Source organism: Streptomyces sp. NPDC045846 (assembly GCF_056431605.1).
In genome coordinates, this window is record NZ_JBWKKJ010000003.1 from 473243 (window position 1) to 493455 (window position 20213).

14 protein-coding genes and 1 pseudogene are annotated in these 20213 nt (G+C 71.9%); 9 read left to right on the forward strand and 6 right to left on the reverse strand.

Annotated elements, in window-relative coordinates; all coding sequences use genetic code 11:
• Positions 1 to 81 precede the first annotated feature (81 nt).
• The 3 genes and pseudogenes from AC07F3_RS11170 to AC07F3_RS11180 form a co-directional block, all read left to right on the forward strand.
• Positions 82 to 468, forward strand: a complete 387-nt coding sequence (locus tag AC07F3_RS11170; protein WP_479112686.1) for a MerR family transcriptional regulator — start codon at positions 82 to 84, stop codon at positions 466 to 468.
• Positions 469 to 585: 117 nt separating this feature from the next.
• Positions 586 to 1713, forward strand: coding sequence for a glycoside hydrolase family 88 protein (locus AC07F3_RS11175; RefSeq protein WP_479112688.1), 1128 nt, complete (start codon positions 586 to 588; stop codon positions 1711 to 1713).
• A 168-nt stretch (positions 1714 to 1881) separates the two neighbouring features.
• Positions 1882 to 2139: pseudogene (locus AC07F3_RS11180) on the forward strand (esterase); the annotation flags it as partial.
• A gap of 130 nt (positions 2140 to 2269) precedes the next feature.
• Here the strand turns inward: AC07F3_RS11180 and AC07F3_RS11185 are convergent.
• A complete protein-coding gene (locus AC07F3_RS11185; protein WP_479112690.1) occupies positions 2270 to 3139 on the reverse strand; it encodes a class I SAM-dependent methyltransferase in 870 nt (289 codons plus the stop codon).
• A gap of 290 nt (positions 3140 to 3429) precedes the next feature.
• Between AC07F3_RS11185 and AC07F3_RS11190 the strand changes: the two genes are divergently transcribed.
• Complete coding sequence (locus AC07F3_RS11190) at positions 3430 to 3873, forward strand: SPW repeat protein (protein ID WP_479112692.1); 444 nt, start codon at positions 3430 to 3432, stop codon at positions 3871 to 3873.
• A 480-nt stretch (positions 3874 to 4353) separates the two neighbouring features.
• Complete coding sequence (locus tag AC07F3_RS11195; protein WP_479112693.1) at positions 4354 to 5400, forward strand: isopenicillin N synthase family dioxygenase; 1047 nt, start codon at positions 4354 to 4356, stop codon at positions 5398 to 5400.
• A 53-nt stretch (positions 5401 to 5453) separates the two neighbouring features.
• On the opposite strand, the gene AC07F3_RS11200 is transcribed toward AC07F3_RS11195, so the two are convergent.
• Positions 5454 to 6698, reverse strand: a complete 1245-nt coding sequence (locus AC07F3_RS11200) for a styrene monooxygenase/indole monooxygenase family protein (RefSeq protein ID WP_479112695.1) — start codon at positions 6696 to 6698, stop codon at positions 5454 to 5456.
• Between the two features lie 84 nt (positions 6699 to 6782).
• Positions 6783 to 7652 carry a PIG-L family deacetylase gene (locus AC07F3_RS11205; protein ID WP_479112697.1) on the reverse strand — a complete coding sequence of 290 codons (870 nt, stop codon included), beginning with the start codon at positions 7650 to 7652 and terminating at the stop codon, positions 6783 to 6785.
• Positions 7653 to 8088: 436 nt separating this feature from the next.
• Between AC07F3_RS11205 and AC07F3_RS11210 the strand changes: the two genes are divergently transcribed.
• Genes AC07F3_RS11210 through AC07F3_RS11220 form a run of 3 tightly spaced genes read left to right on the forward strand, consistent with a single transcriptional unit; the run spans position 8089 to position 12343 of the window.
• A complete protein-coding gene (locus tag AC07F3_RS11210; RefSeq protein ID WP_479112699.1) occupies positions 8089 to 8781 on the forward strand; it encodes an RraA family protein in 693 nt (230 codons plus the stop codon).
• A gap of 51 nt (positions 8782 to 8832) precedes the next feature.
• Positions 8833 to 9756 (forward strand): nitrilase-related carbon-nitrogen hydrolase, encoded by a 924-nt coding sequence (locus tag AC07F3_RS11215; protein WP_479112701.1) that lies wholly within the window; start codon positions 8833 to 8835, stop codon positions 9754 to 9756.
• Positions 9757 to 9811: 55 nt separating this feature from the next.
• Positions 9812 to 12343 (forward strand): MFS transporter, encoded by a 2532-nt coding sequence (locus AC07F3_RS11220; RefSeq protein WP_479112703.1) that lies wholly within the window; start codon positions 9812 to 9814, stop codon positions 12341 to 12343.
• A 74-nt stretch (positions 12344 to 12417) separates the two neighbouring features.
• Here AC07F3_RS11220 and AC07F3_RS11225 read toward each other — a convergent pair whose 3' ends face one another.
• Entirely contained in the window at positions 12418 to 13410 is a 993-nt protein-coding gene (locus tag AC07F3_RS11225) for a zinc-binding dehydrogenase (RefSeq protein WP_479112705.1), read from the reverse strand.
• A 198-nt stretch (positions 13411 to 13608) separates the two neighbouring features.
• The gene (locus AC07F3_RS11230; RefSeq protein ID WP_479112707.1) at positions 13609 to 16788 is read right to left on the reverse strand and encodes a GH92 family glycosyl hydrolase; all 3180 of its coding nucleotides are present in this window, start codon (positions 16786 to 16788) and stop codon (positions 13609 to 13611) included.
• Between the two features lie 415 nt (positions 16789 to 17203).
• On the opposite strand from AC07F3_RS11230, the gene AC07F3_RS11235 reads away from it, so the two are divergent.
• Positions 17204 to 18205, forward strand: coding sequence for a LacI family DNA-binding transcriptional regulator (locus AC07F3_RS11235; protein WP_479112709.1), 1002 nt, complete (start codon positions 17204 to 17206; stop codon positions 18203 to 18205).
• 15 nt (positions 18206 to 18220) lie between these two features.
• On the opposite strand, the gene AC07F3_RS11240 is transcribed toward AC07F3_RS11235, so the two are convergent.
• Complete coding sequence (locus AC07F3_RS11240) at positions 18221 to 20044, reverse strand: immunity 49 family protein (protein WP_479112711.1); 1824 nt, start codon at positions 20042 to 20044, stop codon at positions 18221 to 18223.
• Between the last annotated feature and the right edge of the window lie 169 nt (positions 20045 to 20213).

The window sequence follows — 20213 nt, forward strand, 5'->3', positions numbered from 1 at the left end:
GAGCGCGCCGTACCCGCCCCCTAGACTCGCCCCAAGCCTCACACACATGTGAGGCTCAGGCCGTCGACCGAGGGGGAGCACATGCGCATCGGGGAACTTTCGGAGCGCACCGGCACGTCACGCCGGCTGCTGCGCTACTACGAGGAGCAGGGGCTCATCGTCTCCAGCCGCTCCCCCAACGGCTACCGCCACTACGACGAGGACCTCGTGGACCGCGTCCTGCAGATCCGGGGGCTGCTGGACGCCGGGCTGCCGACCCGGATCATCAAGCAGATCCTGCCCTGCCTCAACAAGCCCCGCGTCATCCACTTCCCCGACGCCACCCCGGAGATGCTCTCCACGCTCACCCTCGAACGCGACCGCATGACGCAGCGCATCGCATGCCTGACCCGCAACCGCGACGCGGTCTCCGCGTATCTCGACACGGTGAGCTCCTGCCGCGCCCCGGAGGTCCCGGCGGGACACTGACGCGCCGCACCTCTCGCGTTCACGTATGCGGTCAATGGCCCGGTCGCGCCCGCCCCGTGGACACCCTCCGGATTCGCGTGCAGGATACGGAACCACGCGACCCGAGAGGTGTCAGTCATGAAACGGCGTCAACTCCTCGTCGGCGGCGCGGCGTTGGCCGCCGCGCTTCCGTTCGCCCCCGCGGCCTCCGCCGCCGGTGGCCGACCTCCGCGCCGCGACGAGATCGTGCCCGTGCTGCGCAGGGTCGCCGACCACTGGATCGCCGCGCACACCGCGCCGGGCGACAACGGCTGGGCGCGGGCCACGTTCTTCAGCGGGCTGATGGCCCTGTACCGCCTGACCGGCGAGGCGCGCTACCTGGCGTACGCGCGAGGCTGGGCCGAGAGCCACGCGTACGGTCTCCTCGGGGGTGTGAGCACCCGGCACGCGGACAACCAGTGCGCGGGCCAGACCTATCTCGACCTCTACGCCGTCGAACCCGAACCAGCGAAGATCGCGGCGATCGAGGAGTGCCTGCACAACATGGTGGCCGTCGACCGGCCCGGCAAGGACGACGACTGGTGGTGGGCGGACGCCCTGCACATGGCCATGCCCGGGTTCGCGCGGCTGGGGGTGCTGCGCGGCGACGCCGCGTACACGGAGAAGCTCTACCGGCTCTACCGCCACACCAAGAGCGCCGAGGGCGGGCCGGGGCTCTACGACCCGGGGCTCGGGCTGTGGTTCCGCGACAAGAGGTTCGTGCCCGGTCTGCCGGGCGCCGTGGTGTCGCCGTCCGGGAAGCCCGTGGTCTGGTCGCGGGGCGACGGCTGGGTCGCCGGGGCGCATGTGAAGACGCTCACGGCACTGCCGCCGGGCGCTCCGCACGTCGCCGAGTACCGCCGGACGCTGGTCCGCCTCCTCGACGCGGCGCGCCGGGTCCAGCGGGCCGACGGGTTCTGGAACGTCAACCTCGCCGACCCGGCGCACTTCCCCGGCCCCGAGACGAGCGGCACGGCGTTCCTTGCCTACGGCGCCGCCCACGCGGTCCGGACCGGTCTGGTCGCGCGGGCGGCGTTCCTGCCGGTCGCCGCCCGGGCCTGGCAGGGTCTGGTCTCCACCGCCGTCCACCCCGACGGATTCCTCGGCTACGTCCAGGGCGTCGGCGACCGCCCGGATTCGAGCCAGCCGGTCACCTACGACACGACGGCGGACTTCGGCGTCGGCGGCTTCCTGCTGGCGGGCACGGAGCTCGCCGCCCTCAGTTAGCCGGGGCGATCGGGTCGCCGGGCCATATGGGCCGGCCGGAGGGAAAGATCCTGAGGGCCCCGCACTGGAACGGATCTGCCCGCATCGCTGTCTACTCTCCTGAGCACCCCCGAGCGGTGCCACTCGGGCCTGCCCGGGTGAACTTCTGGCAGAGAGTTTTATCGACCCATGGGTCTCACGAGTAACAAGGTGCTGGCACTGACCGTGCTGTGCGCGGTGGTGATGTTCACGGTCACCATCTGGTTGTGGCCGCGCCTGGCACGTCAAAACTGGAAAACCGTCCTGGGCCGGCTGGGACTGCTGGTTGCGACTCAGCTGCTGGTGTTCGCCGCGGTGGGACTCGCAACGAACAACAGCTTCCTGTTCTTCGGCTCGTGGACGGACCTGTTCGGGCAGGAGCAGGGCGTGGGCGTGGTCGTCGACCACTGAGCCCGACGGGGCGCCGGGGCCCGCGAGTTCGCGCCCCGGCCGAACGTGAACGGCCAAGGGGCTGGCCCGGTCGGCGGTGACGGCCCCGGCTCCCGCGCGAGACGGCGAGCCGGGGCCGTCGGGTTGCTCAGCGCCGGCGCCGGCCGCCGAGCGCGCGGGCGAGCAGTCCCCGGGAAGCGGTCGCCCGGGCCGGGACGGCCACCGCGGCCGGAGCAGCCTCCTGCGGCGGGGCCCCACGCAGCGGCCGGGGCGGAGTCGGCGCCTGGGCCTTCTTGCCGCTGATCCTGATGAGCGGCGCGCCCGCCACCTCTTCCACCCCGTGCCACAGGTCGGTGCGCGTCGTGAGCCAGGTGAGCAGTTCGGTGCGCACCGGCTCGGCGTCACCCCACGTGCCGTACGCCTTGGTGCCGGTGATGCAGATGAGCTTGAGCTCCTGCGTGGCGACCGCGCCCCACACCGCCGCGGCGACACCGGGGCAGTGCTCGGCCCGGAAGTCGTCGAAGGCCACGATCGCGTCCGGGGCGGCCAGTTCCCGCGCGGCCACGATGTCGCCGTGCACGTGCTCGTACAGGTGCGAGGCGTCGACGTGGATGAAGCGACAGCTGCCCGCCTTCAGGCGGGAGGCGATGACCGAGGTGGGCGCCTGCACGATGGTGGGCAACTCCTCGTGGAAGGCGAGGTAGTTGGCTTCGAAGGCGCGGCGGGTCAGCGTCGAGTACGACCGGTCCATCTCCGCGCTGTTGGGGTCGTCCGGCGCCGGTGAGTCGAAGAGGTCGCAGACCGTGAACTCCTCGCCGGATCGCAGATAGCCGCCGATGAAGATCGCGCTCTTGCCCAGGTAGGCACCGAGTTCGAGCAGGTCACCGGCCTGTCGCGGGGTCTCGTCCTGACGCTTCAGGAACCAGTCGAACAGCAGTTGGTCGGCCGGCCAGAACCAGCCTTTGACGTCGGAGAAGCCGGCCGGGGAGGCCACCGGTGCACTCGTCGTTTGTGACATGGCCCGGTCCTACTCCCGCCAGATGACCGGCAGATGACCGGCGGACGTGGCCCGGCCGCCCCGCGGCTGAAGCTCCCCCGCGACGTGGACCGGTCTCCGGATCCGGTCCGCGCGAGTCGGCCGCATCGCACGTTCCGTAGTGCATGAGTCACCGAGCGCGACCCGTCGCGGGGTGGGGCGGGCTGCCGCATTCCCGGACTACACATAAAGGACATATAAGAGCACAATGGATGGGCGACATACTGTCGCAGCGCGGCCAGTCGTGCAGACTTCAGAAGGAGGCGAGTCGGATGGCCGACGTCTCACACCGCCCCGGTGATATCTCCGGGCACCCCGATGTATCGGAGATGCGGGACCGCTACGCCAGGGTGATGGAAACCCGCGGCGTCGCGGCGGTCGAGGAACTGGTGATCCTCGCCGGCATATACGCAGCGATCTCCGGCTGGACGGTCCACTTCTCGGCCGCCAAGCCGACCCTGGCGCTCAGCAACCTCGTCGTCGGCATAGCCCTCGCGGTCCTGGGCCTGTGCATGTCGATGGCCCCGGAGAGGTCCCAGGACCTGAACTTCGTGGTCCTGCTCCTCGGAGCCTGGCTGATCGTCTCCCCCTGGATCGCCGCACGCAGCGCCGGCACCGGAGCCATCCTCAGCAACGTCATCACAGGCGCCTGCGTGTGCCTGTTCGCACTGGTCGCGGGCGGCATTCTGATGACCAGGGGCCGAAGGTCCACCTGACACCCGACGCCCCGCCCCGCCCCGACCCCGATGGAAACCCCGTCCGCCGGACGGCCCCATCGCCGCCGGGGCCCGGGCGCACCTCCACCAGCCACGGCGTCCCCGGACATCGAGCACAGCCATCGGCGCTCACCGCCCGGCCACACCTCGGTGCGCGCGAACCCCACGACGACGACGGCCGCCAAGGGGTGGGGCCCGGCCCCCGGAGAGGGTCCCGACTCATGATCACAGCGCTCCCGCACATGTGATGGCCGTCACAGCACCAGAAGGTCGCCTAGGAGTAACCTCTGCGCCATGCCTCCGCTCGTACGACGCCGCCACGTGGACTACGTCCGCGTTACGAGCATGGCCTGTCGCACCTACCGCTGACCCAGGCCCCCCTTTCACCCTCCCCGTGTCCTCGTGGCGCCCGCCCCACCCTGGCGGCGCCGCGTGCGCGCCCACCCGCGCCGGCCGGGGCATACCCAGCGGATGGCTCCCATGTCGTACGTGTCCTCCTCGCAGCTCCCGATCATCGACCTCTCCGCCGCCGACCGCGGCCCCAGGGCCCGTCGCCTGCTGCATGCCCAGCTCCACGGCGCCGCTCATGACGTCGGCTTCTTCCAGCTCGTCGGGCACGGCGTCACCGATGCCGAGACCGCGGCCCTCAACGACACGATGCGGGCCTTCTTCCGGCTGCCGGAGGCGGAACGGCTGGCCATCGACAACGTCAACTCGCCCCACTTCCGCGGCTATACGCGCATCGGCGACGAACGCACCGGCGGCTCCCGGGACTGGCGCGACCAGCTCGACATCGGCGCCGAGCGCGCCGCCCGCGTACCCGGTCCGGGCGAGCCCGCCTACTGGTGGCTCGAAGGGCCCAACCAGTGGCCCACCGCGCTTCCGGAGCTGCGCACCGCGGCGCTCACCTGGATCGACCGGCTCAGCGCCGTCGCCGAGAAGCTGCTGCACGAGCTGCTCGCCGCGATCGGGGCGCCCGAGGACTTCTACGACGACGTGTTCGGCGACCGCGCCCATCTGCATCTGAAGCTGGTGCGCTACCCGGGCAGTTCCGGGGACGGCACCGGCCAGGGCGTCGGCGCCCACAAGGACTACGGGTTCCTCACCCTGCTCCACCAGGACACCGTCGGCGGCCTCCAGGTGCAGCGCGAGGACGGCCGGTTCCACGACGTGCCGCCGCTGCCCGGCGCCTTCGTGGTGAACCTGGGCGAGCTGCTCGAAGTGGCCACCAACGGCTACCTCGTCGCCACCAACCACCGCGTGGTCAGCCCGCCCGGGGCCACCGAGCGCTTCTCGGTGCCGTTCTTCTACAACCCGCGCCTGGACGCCCACATCGAGCCGCTGCCCTTCCCGCACGCGGCCCACGCACCCGGCGCCACCGCCGACCCGGAGAACCCGCTGTTCGCCGAGTACGGCCGCAACGAGCTCAAGGGCAAGCTGCGGGCCCACCCGCTGGTCGCGGCCCGCCACCACGCGGACCTGCTGCTCACGGAGCGCCCGCTCGCCGGATCCGCCCTGCCGTCGTAGCCGGGAGGGCGGACGGCGACCGGTCGGAGCCGCCGCGGCTGAGGGACAGGTCCTCAGCCGGACGCCGCGATCGAGGCGAGACAGGCATCGGCCCGCTCCGGATCCATCAGCCAGTCGTGGTAGCCGAGCGGGTCCGCGTAGCCGTTGGCGAAGCGGTGGGCGAGCTCGGGGTACTCGAAGGTGGCCCGCAGCAGACGGGAGACGTGCTCGGCCGGGGGCTGACGCAGCATCAGGTCGGTGAAGGCGTGGATGTACCGGGCCTGCTCCCAGTACTCCTCGAAGGTCCGCCGCATCCACGGCTCGTCGTAGGGCAGCCCGCCGCGGCGCACGATCGCCTGGAGGTAGCAGGCCGCGGCCCGAGCGGCGTTGTTCGCCCCCTGCCCGGTGAGCGGGTCGTTGACGACCACCGCGTCCGCCAGGCCCAGGACGTGGTGTCCGTTGCCCAGCGCGGCCACTGCGTAGCGGACCGTCGGGGTGATCGCGCCGTACAACGCGGCGCCCCGGTCGGTGGGCTCGGCGCCGCTGAAGCGCTCGTACTCCCAGGGCGCGTACACCCGCAGCAGCTCCACCGCGCGCCGCAGCCCCTCGCGCGGACCGGGCCGGTCCTGCCAACAGTCGTACGGGCCACCCGACTTGGCCTCCAGGAGCAGGATCTCGCACGGGCCGCCCACGGTCAGCGCCTGAAGGGCGATCGCGTCCCCGGCCGCGGGCACCCCCGTGACCCGCAGATACGCGTCGGTCTCGTCCCCCCTCGCCTTCACGCCAAACGCGTAGAAGGCGGCGAGGGCGCGCTGGGGCCGGTCGTACACCGAACGCGCCGCGTCGCGGCCGAACAGGGACGAGAGGGCCCCGCGGCCGGTGGCGACGACGGTGAGCTCATGGCGCGCGGCGATCCCCGCGAGGTCCTCGGCACCGGCCGCCCGGTGTTCCACCCGCCCGCCGCGGGAGGCGAACAGTTCCAGCCAGGCGGAGAGTTTGAGGCGCTGATCGACGGAGCGGGCCTCGTGGTCGTAGGAGGTGGTGAACCGCGCCGACCAGGGCTCATCCGCCGTCGGGTCCCACTGGTTCATCTCCAGGCCGCCCATCACGGGCGCCTGCTCGTCCCAGAGGTTCAGCCCGGCCGCCCGCTCCAGGGCCAGCGCCGGTCCGAACATCAACTGCGTCGAGGTGACCCGGCCCTCGCGGATCTGCTCGGCGGTCCGCTCCGACACCAACGTCACGTCGTAGTCGGCGGCTTGGAGCCCCAGGGCCAGATGCAGCCCGGCCTGCCCCGCCCCGACGATCGCGATCCTGCGCACACATGCCTCCCAGTGGTCACCGCCCGGTCCCCCGTTGTACTGGGTACCGTGCCGGATTGCCCAGACGGCACCGGGACACCTCCGCTACGCGCGGTACTGGCGCACCATCCAGTGCTGGTACGAGGACCACAGCGGCCCGGTGTAGTCGGCGCAGGCCGTGGTGCACAGCGTCGTGGAGAGATACCGCCGGAATTCCGATTCCTTTCGCCGGGCCACCGGAAGGGCCAGATTCGGTGGAAGCGAGCTGATGGAATATCCCCGGTATCCGACGACCGCGGGCTTTGGTCCCGGAATCGAGGCAGCCGCCGATTTCACGAAGCGGGCCGCGACTTCGTGATCGCTGTGGTCGCTCCGGGGGCCGATTCCGTGGTCGATGTTCCGATAGTCCAGAGTGCGCACGGTCTTGGCGTGGGAATCCGCGACGAGCCAGGACAGCATCTCGGTGAGTTCCTTCGTGTCGTAACTCGCGCTGCGGTCCATGGTCGTGATGCGGCGGATTCTTCCCTGTTCCAGCTTGAGGAGGCTCTGCCCCGCTTGCAGGCGGGTGCCCGAGCCGTCGTGGAGGCCGTCCGGGAGGCGGAGGAACGTGACCCGCACGGCGGGGCGGCCCGCCGGGACCCGCAGCGCGAAAGAGCGGACCGTGCGCGCGGCGTGCTGGCGGTCCTGGCGGCCCCAGTCGTTGGGCACGCCCGCCAGCCGCGCGTACGCGCGGCCGACGCCCTGCTCCCGCTGCTCGGTGTAGCCGGTACCGCTGCTTCCGGCGTCGCCGGCCGTGAGGTAGACGATGTCGAGGCAGGCCCCTCTTCCCCAGTCGTTCAGCAAGTCGGGGCTCATGAAGAGGAGATCGTCGTCCTCGTGCGCCACTCCGGCGAACACGGTGCTCCGGCAGGCGGCGGGTGCCGCCGCCGAGGAGTCCGCCGGAACCGCGATCTGACCCCACGCCAGAATCGCCATCCCGCACACTGCTGAAGCGGCTCGCCAACCGAGTTTTCTCAGCCCTACCGCTGTCCCGTTCACGGGACGGATTATCAGCACAGATTTCACGCGGATCCTGGATTTCCCTCCGGGCGTGCCGCGGGCGCCAGTTGACCGCGGAAATTCTGGGGTACGGGAGCGAAACGGGGGGCCGAGAAGCGATCGGGGTCGAAAAAGTCGGGCCATTGCCGGAACGTCGGCTCGCGGTGAAACGGGTGCGGGCTCACTCACCAGGTAGCTCTGCCCCGCCGCCCACCGGGCCATGCCGAGCAACACCGACGTGCGCGCGGCGCGCCAGGAGCCAGGGCCGCGCGATCCGCCCCAGGGGCCCTGGCCCGCGGCCGACGGCCGCGTCGCCGGTAGGATCGCGCCGCACCGTCGCGCGGGGCGGCGCTGCCACGTCAGGGGTGACTCCATGCTCAAGGCCTTCGCCGACCTGTCCACGCCGCTGGTGGCCGACGCCTGCGTCCGCCACGGCGTGCCGCTGCGCGTCGCGCCGCCCGGCATCGGTGCCGTCGTGCACGGGCACCGCATCGCGGGTCGGGTGCTGCCGGCGCGGCACTACGGCAGCGTGGACGTGTTCCTGGAGGCGTTCGGCCGGGCGGAACCCGGCGACGTGCTGGTCATCGACAACGGCGGCCGGACCGACGAGGCCTGTGTCGGAGACCTGGCCGCGCTGGAGGCCTCGGCCGCCGGGGTGGCGGGTCTGGTGGTGTGGGGCCTGCACCGTGACACACCGGAACTGACGGACATCGGGCTGCCCGTGTTCAGCTATGGCAGCTACCCGCCCGGCCCCGTGCGTCTCGATCCGCAGGAGCCCGAGGCACTGAGCACGGCGCACTTCGGTCCCCACGTCGTGAGCAGGCAGGACGTCGTGTTCGGCGACGCGGACGGCGTCCTGTTCGTGGGCGCCGAGCACGTCGAGGACGTCCTGGGGACGGCGCTGCGGATTCGCGAGACCGAGCGCGAGCAGGCCGACCGGATCCGGGACGGGCACACCCTGCGCCGCCAGACCTCCTTCGACGCCTATCTGGCCCGGCGCGCCGACGACCCGGAGTACACCTTCCGCAGGCATCTGCGGCACATCGGCGGAGCCATCGAGGAGTAACCCGGGCCGCGTCCGTGGCCGGGCACCACCGGCCGCCCTACGCTGGGCCCCGTGACTCTCCTCACCGCCGCCGTCGTCCAGGCGGGCTCCCCCCTGTTCGACACCCCGGCCGCCCTGGCCAAGGCGCTGGGCCTGATGCGTGAGGCGGCCGGGCGGGGCGCGCAGGTCGTCGTGCTGCCCGAGGCGTTCCTCGGCGGCTACCCCAAAGGGCTCGACTTCGGGGTGCGGGTCGGCAGCCGCAGCCGTGAGGGGCGCGAGACGTTCCGGCGCTACGTGGAGTCGGCCATCGAGGTGCCGGGACCGGAAACCGGTGAACTGGCCGCGCTCACCCGGGAGTTGGGCTGTCACGCGGTGGTCGGGGCGGTGGAGCGGGCCGGTTCCACCCTGTACTGCGTCGCCCTGTTCTTCGGGCCGGACGGATATCTCGGCAAGCACCGCAAGCTGATGCCGACCGCCGCCGAGCGGCTCATCTGGGGGTTCGGCGACGGCTCGACGATGCCGGTGATCGACAGCGGGCACGGCAGGCTGGCGGCGGCGATCTGCTGGGAGAACTACATGCCGCTGCTGCGCACCGCCCTGTACGCCAAGGGCGTCGACCTCTGGTGTGCGCCGACCGTCGACGACCGGGAGACCTGGCAGGCCACCATGCGGCACGTGGCGCTCGAAGGGCGCTGCTTCGTGCTCAGCGCCAACCAGTACCTGCTGCGGTCGGATCTGCCCGCCGACGTCCATCCGGTGCAGGGCGACGCCCCGGACACGGTCCTCATCGGCGGCGGCAGCACCATCGTCTCCCCGCTCGGCGACGTGCTGGCCGGCCCCCTCAGGGGCGGCGAGGGCATCCTCCTCGCCGACCTCGACCTGGGGGACATCGCCCGCGGCCGCTTCGACTTCGACGCGACCGGGCATTACGGCCGCCCGGACATTTTCACCTTGCACGTGGACGAAACCCCCAGGCCGCCGACGAGGCCCGCCTGAACGGTCTTGAGCGGATCCGGTGCCAGGCGCCCGCACCGTGCAATACGGTTCCCCCGTGGACAAGTTGATCTCATCCGATCCGGCGTACATAGGCCCGTACCGCCTGATCGCCCGCCTGGGCGCCGGCGGCATGGGCCTGGTGTATCTGGGCCGCTCCGAGGCCGGGCGGACCGTGGCCGTGAAGGTCGTCCAGGCCGAACACGCGCAGCACCCGGAATTCCGCAGGCGCTTCGCCCGCGAGGTCGCCGCCGCCCGGCGGGTGGGCGGCGCCTGGACGGCCGCGGTGCTCGACGCCGACACCGAGGCCGCGGTGCCCTGGGTGGCGACCCAGTACATACCCGGGCCCGACCTGACCACGGTGGTGGGCAAGGACTTCGGGCGGCTGCCCGAGAACTCCGTACGCGTGCTGGCCAACCGACTCGCCCTCGCCCTGCGGGCCGTGCACGAAGCGGGCCTGATCCACCGGGACCTCAAGCCGTCCAACGTCCTGGTGACGGTGGACGGGCCGCGCGTGATCGACTTCGGGATCGCGCGGGCCATGGACAGCCTCGCCGGGGACAGCCTGCACACCCGCACCGGAATGCTGATCGGCTCCCCCGGCTTCATGTCGCCCGAGCAGGTGCGCGGCCTCGAACTCACCCCGGCCAGCGACGTGTTCTGCCTGGGAGCCGTCCTCGTCCACGCCGCCACCGGGCGCCTGCTCTTCGGCGCCACGGAGACCGGCCTGAACGCCCACCTCTTCCGGGTCGCCGAGGAGGAGGCGGACCTGACCGGCGTACCGGCGTCCCTGCTCGACCTCGTACGGCAGTGCCTCGACAAGGATCCGGCCAGGCGGCCCACTCCCCAGCAGGTCGCGGACCGCACGGCGGCCGACACGGGCGGCGAATGGCTGCCGGGCGCGGTCCTGGCCCAACTGGGCCGCCACGCGGCCCAGTTGCTCGACTACGCTCCGGAAATGCCGGTCATGGCGCCCGCCGACGCCCCGTCGTCACCCGTCGATCCGCGCGTCCCCTCCGGCGCGCCGCGCTCCTCGACACCCCCGCCGCCCGCGTACGCGCCCACCACCCCGGCCCATCCCGTCGCCCCGCCGGGGACCCCGGCCCAGGACGCGCCGCTTCCCCACCCCAGGCGCTGGTGGGGTCTCGCGGTGGTCGCCCTGGTGCAGCTGTCCGTGCTGCTCGACGCGACGTCCCTCAACTCGGCGCTGCCGTCCGTCGTGGCCGATCTGCGCATGCCGGTTTCCGCGGTGAGCTGGCTCTTCACGGCGTACGCCCTCGCCCTCGGCACCCTGCTGCTGCTCGGCGGGCACCTCGCGGACCTGGTGGGCCGCAAACGGATGCTGATCATCGGTCTCGTCGGCTTCGCCGTGGCCGGGGCGAGCGGCGGCGCGGCGCAGAACGCGGACACCCTCCTGGCCTCCCGCGCCTTGCAGGGTGTCTCCGCAGCCCTCCTCACACCGGCCGCACTGGCCCTGGTCACGGCGGACTTCCCCGAAGCGAAGGCACGCGGCCGGGCCTTCGGCATCTATGCCTCGGTCACCGCGGGCGGCTCCTGCCTGGGGTTCTTCCTCGGCGGATGGCTGGTCGAGAACCTGAGCTGGCGCCTGTCCCTCTACCTCGACGTGCCTCTCGCGGTGATCGCCGTGATCGGCACCGCCACCCTGGTGCACGACCGCCCGCTGGGCACCCGCCGCCGCCTCGACCTGCCGGGCCTGCTGCTCGGCTCCGCCGGAATCGCCGCCTTGGTCTACGGCTCTCACGAGACGGGCTCGCGCGGCTGGACCGACCTGCTGGTGCTCGCCCTGTTCGCGGTCGGCCTCGCCCTCCTCACGGCCTTCGTCTTCTGGCAGTTCAACACGCCCCATCCGCGCCTCGCCGCGTCCCTCCTCAGGGACCGCGACCGTCTCGGCTCCCTCGTCACGCTGCTTCTGGCCGGAGCCGGCGGCGCGGCGCTCCTGCCCGCCCTGAGCTCGCACCTCCAGAGCGACCTCGGCTACGCCCCGGCCCAGAGCGCCCAACTCCTGCTGCCCACCGCCGTCGCGGTCGTGCTGGGCGCCACCCAGGTCTCCGCCCGGCTGCTGTACCGTGTGGCGCCGCGCGCCCTGATCGTGCCGGGCCTGCTGACGGCCGCTCTCGGGCTCGCGCTCCTGACCTTCCTCAGGACCGACAGCGCGTACGCGACCCTGCCGCTGCCGGGCATGCTCCTCACCGGCTTCGGCCTCGGCATGGCGCTGATGCCGCTGTACGCCATCGCCACGGGCGGCGTCGCCGCCCAGGACACGGGTGGGGGTGCCGCGGTGACCAACTGCGCGGCCCAGGTGGGCGGGGTGTTCGGCGCCGCGCTGCTCGGCAGCGTGCTCGCCGCCGCCGTCGCCACCGGCCTGAAGGCGGAGCACGCGCTTCCGCCCGGCCTCTCCGACGCGGCCCGCAGCGGCAACCTCAACGGCCGGGGGCTGCCGAGCGCGTTCGGCGCCCTGCTCAGGCAGGCGACACTGAACGGCTACACCGACGCGCTGTGGTGGTCGGCCGGCCTCACGCTGCTCGCCGCCCTGGCCGCCGCCGTGCTGATCAGGTCCACACCGCGCTGACGAGTGCGCCGGGTGCCGCACGGCACCCGGCATACGCTCCCCCGCCCGCCTTCGGCAATACTGCCGGTGATTCCTCAGGCGGCCTCCGCCGCCACGGGTATGGTGGCGCGCGGCCGCGTGTAGAGGCGGCCACGCACCTCGCCCCTTGCCAACCGCTCCATCGCCGCCGGGAGTTCGGCGAAGGGCACCTCGTGCACCCGGGGCTTCAGCGCACCGCTCGCGATGAGGTCGTACACCTCGCGCAGGTCGTCCTTGCTCGCGCCGAGGGAGCCGACGAGCTGGACGTTGCGCATCACCAGGGAGGCGATCGATATCGGGGCGACGGCGCCACCGAGCCCCACCAGCACCACGCGGCCACCCGGTCGCACGCTCTCGACGGCGGCGGCCGCCGTGGCGGGGACACCCGCGAAGTCGACGATCACATCGAGGTGTTGGCCCGCGAGCTGCCGGACGTCCTCGAAGCACGCCACGGCACCGGCCTCCGCGGCCGCGCCGAAGGTGGCCGGATTGATGTCGACCCCGTACACCGTCGCGCCGAGGAGCTGGGCGATGCGGACGCCGTTGAGGCCGAGCCCGCCGAGCCCTATGACACCGACCTTCCGGCCGCGCCGCACCGAACCGGCGACCCGCACCGCGTGGTAGGCGGTGGCCACGGAGTCGGTGGCGACCGCCGCCTCGGCGAACGACACGTTGTCGGGTATGTGCACCAGAGTGGAGACATGCGCCAACTCCTGCTCGGCGAACGCCCCGTCGTGCCCCACGCCGGGCGCGAAGCGGGCCGCTTCGATCGGGTGCGAGACGATGGCGATGCCCACCCGGTCCCCCACCGCGAAGCCGCGCACGTCGTCGCCCACCGCGGAGATCACCCCCGCGCCCTCGTGTCCGAGGGTGACCGGGGACTTGACGGTGAGGTCCCCCAGGTCCATGCCGCTCATGATGTGGAGGTCCGAGTGGCACAGACCGGCCGCCTCGATGTCGACCACCACCCATTCCGGTCCGGGCTCCGGGTCCGGAACGGTCTCCAGGTTGAGCGGCCGTCCCGCGCCGGCGAACCGTATGGCCTTCATCTGCGCATCCCCACCTTCACCCCTGTGTCGCACAGGTGTTCCCTGTTCTGGTGGTTGAATTCCCAAGGTTCGGGCGCTTTATGCGCGTGAATCGTTTCAGCAGCCAAGATCACCGACACGCGTGGGAAGGATGGGGTCAACGGCGGCCCGCCATAGGGGAGTTGAGGCGGGCCGCCGTCGCTCTGGGACCGTGCAGCGTCAGGTGCCGTTGACCTCCAACTCGTAGATGCGGGCGGCCGGGTCGCTGTTCTGGGTCGGGGTGATGACCGACAGGCGCACCTGGCGGGCCGACGACGTCACGGGACTGGTCGTGGAGTCGTCCGTGTTGCCCCGGACCTGGGCCACGGTCGTCCAGGTGCTGCCGTCGCTGGACACGCTCAGGTCGAAGTCCTTGGTGTTCCAGTCCGCGCTCTCTCCCCCGGCGCCCGCATGGCGCACGGTGATCGAGGTCAGCGGGTGGGACGCGCCCAGGTCGACCTGGAGGGTCTTGGTGCCCGAGACCTTCGAGCACCACTTGTCGCCGGTGCCGCCGGTGAAGCTGCCGTTGACCGCCTTGTCCGGGGTCTCGCTAGCGTTGCAGGACGCGGAGCCCGTGGCCGGCTGACCGATCGCGAGGTCACGGTTGCCGCCGCTCGGCCCGTAGACCTCCAGCTCGTAGATGCGCGCCGCGTCGCTGCCGCCACCGCCGGTGTTGGAGGGGCTGGAGATGACGAGTCGTACGTAGCGGGCGGATCTGGCCGCCACGGGGTGGTACGTGCGGCTGGAGCGGGAGCCGGTGACCGTGGCCGCGGTGGTCCAGGCGGAGCCGTCGGTGCTGGTCTGGATCTGGAATGCGCCGGTGTTCCAGCCCGTGTTCTCACCACCCAGACCGGCATGTTTGACCACGAACGAGTTCACGTTCCGGGCGGACCCGAGGTCGACCTGGAGCGTGGGGTCCGACGCGGCCGAGCACCATTTGCTGTTGTTCGCCAGGGAGCCGTCCACGGCCTTGTCGGCCGACTCCGCCGGCGCGCACGTGGCCGATCCGGTCACGGGCTTGCCCAGGGCGAGGTTGGTTCCGAGTTCGGGCGCGGCAGGCACCGGGGTGGCGCCGTCCTGGAAGGACGGCGGCACGTCCTGGGAGCCGGTCCCCCAGGTCGCGCCGGGCGTGCCGCCCATGGTGTAGGTGAGGGTCGCGCCGCCCGCGACGTCCGGGTAGCGCAGATAACTGTGGCTGGTGGCCGTCCCGTTGACGTCCAGGGCCTGCACGTAGGGACCGGTGCCGGAACTGTTGATGGTGATGTCCCCGGCCGCCCGCTGGATCACGACGGAGGGGAACTGCGGGCCGTGCAGGGCGAGGGTGTCCGCGCCGGGCGTGGCCGGGTACATGCCGAGCGCGGCCCACACGTACCAGGCCGAGGTGGCGCCGAGGTCGTCGTTCCCGGGCAGTCCACCCGCGCCGGTCGTGAACGACTCGGACATCACCTTGCGCACCGCGTCGGTGGCACCGGCCGGATGGCGTGCGTAGTCGTAGGCCCACGGCACACCGTGCTCCGGCTCGTTCCCTATGTAGTAATAGGGCCTGCTCTGCCCGGCGTTGACCTCCGTGAAGTGGTGGTCCAGACGCTGGACCGCGGTCCCCGCGCCGCCCATGGAGTTGATCAGGTCGGAGAAGTCGTACGGGACCATCCAGGTGTACTGGGAGGCATTGCCCTCCGTGAAGGTCGACTGGCTCGCCGGGTCGAGCGGCCAGCTCCAGGATCCGTCGCTCTTGTGCTGCTGCACATAGGACGACTCGGTGTTGAAGGTGTTGCGCCACCACTGGGCGCGCCCCATGTGGGTCGCGTAGCTCGACGCTTTGCCCAGGGCCTTCGCGAACTGGGCCACGGCGAAGTCGGACGCCGAGTATTCCAGGGAGTCCGAGGGATCGTCGAGGTAGTGCAGGCTCGTGTACGTCGACTGACGTCCGCGGATCGGACTGCCCTGCGCGGTGCCGCCGTTGGACGCCTTCTCCATCAGGGACAGGGCGGCCGCGGTGTCGAAGTCGCGGGCGCCGAAGGCGTACATGCTGCTGACGATGATCGGGCCGGGGTCGCCCGTCATGACGAAGTCCTCGTTGGTCTGCTGCGACCACTTGGGGAGCAGGCCGCCCTGCTGCCCGTCCAGGACCATCGACTTGGCGATGTCACCGGCTTCGGTGGGCGCCATGAGCGCGATCAGCGCCGCCCAGGACCGGTAGATGTCCCAGCCCGAGTAGTTCTGGTACACCGGCCGGGCCGAGTGGTGCACCGCGTTGTCGAAGCCCCGGTAGTCGCCGTTGACGTCGCTGGAGATGTTGGGGCTCTGGAGGACGTGGTAGAGCGCGGTGTAGAACTTCTGCCGCTCCTCGGCGCTGCCGCCGGAGACCTGGATCCGGTTGAGCATCCGGTTCCACGCGTCGTCGGCCGCGGTGCGCACGGCCCCGAAGTCCCAGCCGTTGTTCTCCGAGGTCACATTGGCCTGGGCGCCGGCGACGCTGACGTAGGACAGGCCCACCTTGAACTGGACCGCCGCGTTGCTGGTGGTGTCGAAGGTGACGTAGGCGCCGGTGTCGGTGCCGGACGCGGTGGCCGAGCCGTCGCTCACCGTGCCGCCCGACCAGGTCCCGAAGCCGGTCGGGGTCCGGTCGAAGCGCACGTCGAAGTAGATCTGGTACGTCTTGGACGAGCCGCAGAATCCGCCCGCCGTCACGCTGCCGGTCAGCTCGTTGCCGTTGACGCGCACGGTTCCGGCGCGGTTCCCGGTGGCACTGCGGCCGGTGTTGATCAGCAGCCGGGACGCGGTCGAGGCCGGATAGGTCAGCTTGCCCATCGCGGTGCGGGTGGTGGCGGAGAGCTCCACGTCGGTCGCGTAGCGGTCGAGCCGGGTCTTGTAGTAGCCGGGCTTGGCGACTTCGTTCGCCTTGGTGTAACCGGAGGCGTAGCTCGTCCAGTTGGTGCCCGGAGAGCCGCCGAGCGCGCCGGTGACCGGAAGCAGCGGCAGGTCCTCGTTGTTGGCGCAGCCGGCGCCGTCGAAGTGGGTGAGGCTGAAGTCCTCGATCGAGGTGTCCTTGTAGCGGTAGCCGGACGGGGAGGCGGTGGGGGTGTCCGGCCCGACCTGCACACCGCCGAAGGGCACCACCGCGCCGGGGTAGGTGCTGCCCCCGGCTCCGCCGGGCACCGGGTTGGGGGCGTTGCTGTCGTCGGTGCCGATGAACGGGTCGACGTACCCGGTCAGCGGGAGGGTCGCCGCGTGGGCGGGCGCCGCGGCGAGGCCCGCGAGCCCCAGGGCGCAGAGCGCGAGAGCACCGAGGGCGCTGACGCATCGGGAGGCACGTCTGGGCCGGACCACGGATCCGGAGGAGAGCACGGAGCGGAGCACGAGGGGGGACCACCTTCTCGCAAAGGACCACTCGCCGTCCGGCGAGCGGCCTCGGGACGGGGGATGCTCGGTGTGCATGTGAACGTTACCAATCAACTCCGGATTGTTGAGGTGTCCCTGACCAACCGTCAAGAGTGTGGGGCGAAATCGAGCCCTTCGTCGCTCGGAAGCTCTGCCCGTGTCGAATCCAAGGCACCAATCCGCCCCTGCCCAGCCTTCTTTGACGTCGCCTCAGTTCAGAAGATCCCCCGGGGCTCGCACGATGGGAACGTTACCAAGCGGGAACGGCGGTTCCGGCAGTTGCGCCTCGGCCGATCCAGGTACCCCAGGGGCCCCCTGACATGGGGCGCCGTCTGTCATCATCGACCCGTCGCCGTGCCGGGCCCCGGTCACGGACCGGTCGATGAGGAGGCTCGTGAAGCGCCCGACGATGAAGGACGTGGCCCGCGCGGCGGGCGTGAGCCCCATGACCGTCTCGCGCGCGGTGTCGGGCGAGCCCGGGGTCTCACCGGACACCGCGGCCCGGGTCGAGCAGGCGATACGGCAGCTGGGTTACCAGCGCAACGACAACGCCCGCAACCTGCGCCAGAAGAACCTCCGCACGTCCACCATCGGGCTCGTCGTCGACGACCTGGCCAACCCGTTCTACGCGCTCATGGCCCGCTCCGTCGAGGACGAGGCCCATCGGCGCGGCTGTCTCGTGCTGGTCGGCAGCACCAATGACGAGCCCCGCCGGGAACGCGAGGTCATAGCCGCCTTCACCGCCCGCCAGGTGGACGGACTCATCCTGGTCCCCACCAGCGGTGGCCACGGATTCCTCAAGCAGCCCATGGCGGGCGGCACTTGTGTCGTCTGCGTCGACCGGCCCGCCAAGGGCCTGGCCGTCGACACCGTCACCGTCGACAACCGGGCCGGAGCCGAGCAGGCCGTCCGGCACCTGCTCGGCCACGGGCACACCCGGATCGCCTATCTGGGCGACCGGTTCGACATCTGGACCCAGCGCGAGCGCCACGCCGGCTACCTCGACGCCCTCGCCTCGCACGGCGTGCCCGAGGACCCCGCTCTGGTACGCCACGAACTGCGCTCGCGGTCCGACGCGGCGGCCGCCCTCGCCGAACTGCGCGCCCTGCCCGATCCCCCCACAGCGCTGTTCACCACGAACGACCTGATCACGATCGGGGTGATGGACGGGCTGGGGCATCCGAGCCCCGTCGCCCTCGTCGGGTTCGACGACTTCCCGCTGGCCGACCGGCTCAGCCCGCCGCTCAGCGTGGTCAGCCAGGACCCGGTCGCCCTCGGGGCGACGGCCGCGAACCTCCTGTTCTCCCGCATCGACGGCGACCGCTCCGAGCCCCGCTCCGTCGTCCTGCTGACCCGGCTCGTCGTGCGGGGCTCGGGGTCCGTCACCCCTCGATAGCGGCCGTCCTCGCGGCTACCGGAGCAGCCCCTCGGGGAGGTAGGGCGACCGTACGGGGACGGGCCAGCCGATGCGGCGCGCGTGGCAGGCCAGCCCCAGCACATCGAGGTTGACGGCGGCTTCGAGGTCCTTGCCCCGGTCCCCGACGGCGTAGTGCTCGCGGTGCTCCTCCAGCGCATCGGCCAGCGCCAGGGCGAAACCCCGCTGGTCGCCCTCGACGAGCTGGGACAACAACAAGACCGGCGGGACGAGGAAACCGCCGCCGGTTGTCCGCTCGGCCGTCGCCAGCGCGTGGTCCGTCGCGGCCTCGGGGTCCACTCCGCGCAGATAGTCGTGGAGCGCCGCGCAGTACGCCCCACCGGGCGAGGGGTGGTCGTCCTCCGCGAAGAACTCGGGCTCCATCAGCACACAGTCGGCCAGCGGCCCGCGCGCACCGACGACCAGTGCCAGCGCCACCGCCCGTTGCCACTGGTGCGGATTGGGCCGGAAGGAGCCGCGCCAGGCGGGCAGCGGCCGGGTCGTGCCGCCGATCGCGACCTCCACCTCGGTGCCCGGCTCGGCCCGTGCCACTCGCAGGGCACCGGCTCCGGCCTCGGCAGCGAGCAACAGGGCCTCGTACAGGCACGGATCCGTCCCGTCCGGATCGAGCGCCGCCCGCGCCAGCAATCGCCGCCGCTGGTCGGACATGAACGACGTCAGATCCCGCGCCAGCACCTTCGCGTCTTCCCCCGGGTCGTGGAAGCGCGCCATCTCCCGCACCGCGTAGTCGTCGTACAACGACGCGTCCGCGGCCCGGGCCACGAGGGGGTGCGCCGGGCGCTCGATGACGAGGGGGCCGGTGCCGAGCGCGGCCACGGCATCGGCGCGTTTGTCCCGTCCGTAGGCCCGGACCCTCGGCGCACCGGGGGCAAACCCGGTCACCAGGGCCCGCGGAAGGTACCCGGAGTCGATCCGCGGCCACCAGCCGTAGCGGCGGTGGGCCAACGCCGCGAGCGCCAGGGCGTCGAGCGGCAGCAGGCTGCGCGGCTCGGCGTGCCCTTCCTCGACGCAGGTCCGGTACTGCTCCAACTGCGCGGCCAGACAGCGCGTGAAGACCGATTCGTCACCGGCCGCCAGCGCGCGCAGGGTGCCGAGCGCGGCCCGGGGGCCGGGCCGGTCGTCGCCTTCGCCGAGCGTGGCGACCATCATGTCGATCAGCGCGCACTTCTCGATGTCCTGAACGGGGCCGGTGGCGGCCAACCCGTCCGCCCCCTCCTCGTGGCCGAAGGCGTACGCCATCAAGGCGTGGACCAGCGCCACGTCGGCTCGACCCTCGTTTCCCCGCCACGGCGGGGCGGCCGCGATGAGGACGTCGGCCGCGCGGTCGGCGGCACGGGCGAGGAAGGCGAGGCAGAAGGAGTCCACCCAAGGGGAGGTGCAGACCGGCGCGTCCCGCCGCCCGGTCCTCGCGGCAGCGGCGCCCTTGTCCATGTCCCCGTCCCGCCGCGGGTCCTCGTCCCGCGCAGCACGTTCGAACTCGCCGCCGTAGGAGACCCCTGCTGCGACGTAGTCGATGAACACGTCGAACTGCCGCCCCGGCAGGCTCGTCAGTCCCAGGGCTCCGAGCGCCGCGGCCGCGGCCGATCCGAGTGCGACCTCGGCGTCCTTTCCGCCCAGGTCGGGCCGGTGTGCCGACCGCGCCCCGAGGTAGTCGAGGAAGGCGGCGGCGATCAGCCGCCAACCCCGCGCCGGACGCGGGTCGTCCTGCATCCGCTGCACGTCCCTGGCGATCCGCTCCGCGAAGCCGGACTCCGCGGCGGCACACGCCGCCTCATCGACCCGATGGCGCTCGATCCGCACCTCTGCCTCCCGACAGGTCCCCGTTCGATCTTGCCCTGCCAGCATAGGAAGCCGGTCTGACAATGCGCCCAAGTCGGCGGACCGGCGAGAACGCACCACGGCTCCCCCAGCGCCTTTGTCATCATTTGGTCACACGGACGTGCGATCGTGGTGTTGCCTGCTTGGTCGC